The sequence below is a fragment of the Shewanella chilikensis genome, assembly GCF_002836945.1.
Classification (GTDB): Bacteria; Pseudomonadota; Gammaproteobacteria; order Enterobacterales; family Shewanellaceae; genus Shewanella; species Shewanella chilikensis.
On sequence record NZ_NIJM01000097.1, the window covers coordinates 1 to 3,096 of the forward strand.

Genomic DNA, 3,096 nt, shown 5'->3' on the forward strand with positions numbered 1-3,096 from the left:
TGGTGGTATCTATGGTGTCATTGACCGTCGTGTCGACGCTGTTGCCGAGATCCAGCTCTTCATAGTTGCCGCCCTGGGACTCAGTGACACCGACATTCAGTACTTCACTGTCCAAGTAAACATCATCGCTGGGAGCATCGACGGTAACGCTGCCGGAAGTTTGGCCAGTGGGGATTATTATCGTCGCGCCGTTGGACAGGGTCAGCACCAAATCACTTTCAAGAGGGGCGTTATCTACAACAGCTGTGTAGGTGATACTGCCCCCCTCATTGACTTGGGTTGGCGCCAACAAGGTTACGGTACTGGGAGCAACTTGGGTCAGGTTGAAGGCGTTTTGTGATAAGCCTTCTTGCAGTGTAATAGCATCGGTTTCGAAGCCTGCTGAATCGTAGCCACTGGCAGCTAGAGTTTCTGCGCCACTTCTTGCCAATGAGACAAAACCGGACGTTCCCTCATTTCCTTGAGTTCCTCCGGCAGCAGTATCAGGCAATGAAGCGGTTGGATCTTCTCCCGATGCGATAAGGGCTTGTAGCTGGGCAATTTCAGAATCTGTTACAGCATCGGTATTTTGCAACGCTTCCTCAGGGGCTTCATCTTCATTTCCAAGACTACTTCCGTCACTGAGTAAGAGCTCGAACTGTGCATCATTATCGACAAAAACTTCGCTTCCCTGCGCGACCAAGTCGCCTTGTTGTAATGGCACTTGCTGGCCATTTGACATGACATAAGCCTTGCCATTCAAACTCTTAACTTGACCATCTTGTGTTATGATAAGTGCTTTCATGTCCCGCTCCCGGCGCTTGCAATATCCGTATCAATAAAGTTGCATCCCATTGGAGTTGGGTTGCAAATTGGCGAAAGATGTGAATCTTATGCGGCGATTTTAGATGAATAAGACCGCTAAGTCAATTTTTTGACACCATTCGTACGGTTTGTAATGTTATGATTTTTATTAATTTATTTTTTATTTTGATTAATAAAAAAACAGAAGCTTGATGCTTCTGTTTAAATACTTGGTGATTAGTAGTGGTTTGGTTAAGGGACTAATTGTTCCTCGGATAGATAGGTATAATTTGGCTCAGGTAGAGAAGCCTGAACAACAGGTTGAGTGACCAATAATGCACCATCCGAGATAAGGGATTGAATAATCAAACCTTCATCGGTAGTTCCATACTCTGTGGACAGATCCACACCATTCAGTACTATGGTGACACTGTCCCCGCCGGCACCTGTCGTGTCGACAGTTATGATGGTGTTGCCATTTACAAAGCTAAAGTCCAGGTAATCATCCAAAACTCCATTTTCTTCATTAACCAATATATCCGATAAATCCAGTGCATCTGTGTTGGGGGCGAAGTTATAGACTTCATCGGTGCTGCCATCTGCAGACCCGGCATCCCAGATCAGAATATCTCTGTCATTATCTGAGCCGGCATCCAAGCGATCACTGCCGGGGCCACCAACCAGATAGTCGGCACCCGTCCCGGCAAAGATGTGGTCATTGCCGGCACCACCCAATAATTGGTCATCGCCTTCCAGACCTTTGATGGTGTCATTCCCTTCGCGACCGACAATTTCATCACTTTGGTTAGCCCCGGTGAGTGAGTCACCCTGAGTGCTACCAAAGATGAGGTTATCTATGTCGTCGCTTCCTGTTATTGTAATGGCATCATCAGGCAGTAGCTCGTGAGTAAATACAGCTTGTACATATCTGGCTTGATAGCTGCCTCCATCATTGTCGAAGTAAGTAATAGTCCACTGATCTGCAGCTTGGGCTGGATTCAAGGTCAGATAGTCAGCGAGTGTTATCGAGTTATCCGATTCTTGCACTATCTGATTGTAGCCAATGCTGGCTTTCATCAAGCCAGTATCTGCATCATAGAACCAAGTTTGTTCTATGTTATCCACAGGATCAGCCAACAGTACTATGAAGGTAATACCGTTGATGGTTAGCCTGACCGATACCTCTGTTTCCCGCTTGCTGCCTGCGGTAGTGTCAATGTCTCTCTCATTGCCGGGGATTGGGATGGCAAAGGGCGATTTTTGGAAGTCGGTAAATAAATCCAGGCTACCGGCGGAAGGCGCTAAATTAATCGCATCGGCGAATCCACCGCTGATACTGAGAATGGCGTCTTGGTCATTACCTGAAGTCAAAGGCGATGAACCATCACCTATGGTGACACTTTCCCCTCCTAAGCTGTTCCCCGGCACCGCATGGATGATGAAGTCACCATCCACCTGATCTGTACCTGAGTTGACTGTGAAGGTCAGAGAAATATCCAGCTGTTCCTCAATATCACCGTTATTACCCGGCATATAGACCAGACTGCCTAACTCTGCTGCAGACAAGGCTTCAGGATTGTCAAAGTCATACTGCACCAGCATCTGCTCGCCATCATCCCAGTACCAAATAGAGCCTAGCTCGGCAGTTTCTGCAGGGTCGATAAACTCAAGACTCAGGTTTGTGATGCTAATTTCATCCGTGGCATCTACATCGGTTGGAACATCAATATTCAGCGGATAACCGGCAAGATAAGGATCCGAGAGTTGCAACAGGGAGGCCGGAACCCAGATTTCTTTGGCAAACTCGCCTTCAACCGGGTCGTTGGTTCCATTGATGGTGATTGTGACTGTCTCGGTATCTGTGCCGCCATTGCCGTCATCGACAGTGACATCAAAGCTCAAGGTGATGGTCTCACCGGCGGCGAGGAACTGCACCAGGCTGTTGGCGATTTCATAGTTCCAGCCGGAGTTGTCGACACTGAAACCGGCTTCCAGGGCGCTAATGAGGGCGGGATCCAGAGGAATATTATTGCTCCATGTAGCGTCATCATTGTAACTGCTGCTGACACCGTGGCCGTCGTTGATATCGACATCGGTGAAGCTCAAGTCGCCGCTGTCGCTGAGCATGCCATTGATGACATCGACATCCTCGGTGACCGCGCCGCTCATGTCGATGCTCAGCACAGGCGCATCATTGGTGCCGGTGATGGTGACAGTGACAGTCTCGGTATCTGTGCCGCCGTTGCCGTCATCGACAGTGACATCAAAGCTCAAGGTGATGGTCTCGCCGACAGCGAGGAACTGCACCAGGCT

2 protein-coding genes are annotated in these 3,096 nt (G+C 48.8%); both read right to left on the reverse strand.

The annotated features are described in order from the left end of the window. Positions 1–784 (reverse strand): retention module-containing protein (locus tag CX651_RS19575; RefSeq protein ID WP_157822707.1); only part of this gene is annotated, 784 nt, incomplete at its 3' end. A 251-nt stretch (positions 785–1,035) separates the two neighbouring features. After that, positions 1,036–3,096: VCBS domain-containing protein (locus CX651_RS19580; protein WP_157822708.1), on the reverse strand; the 2,061-nt coding region annotated here is incomplete at its 5' end.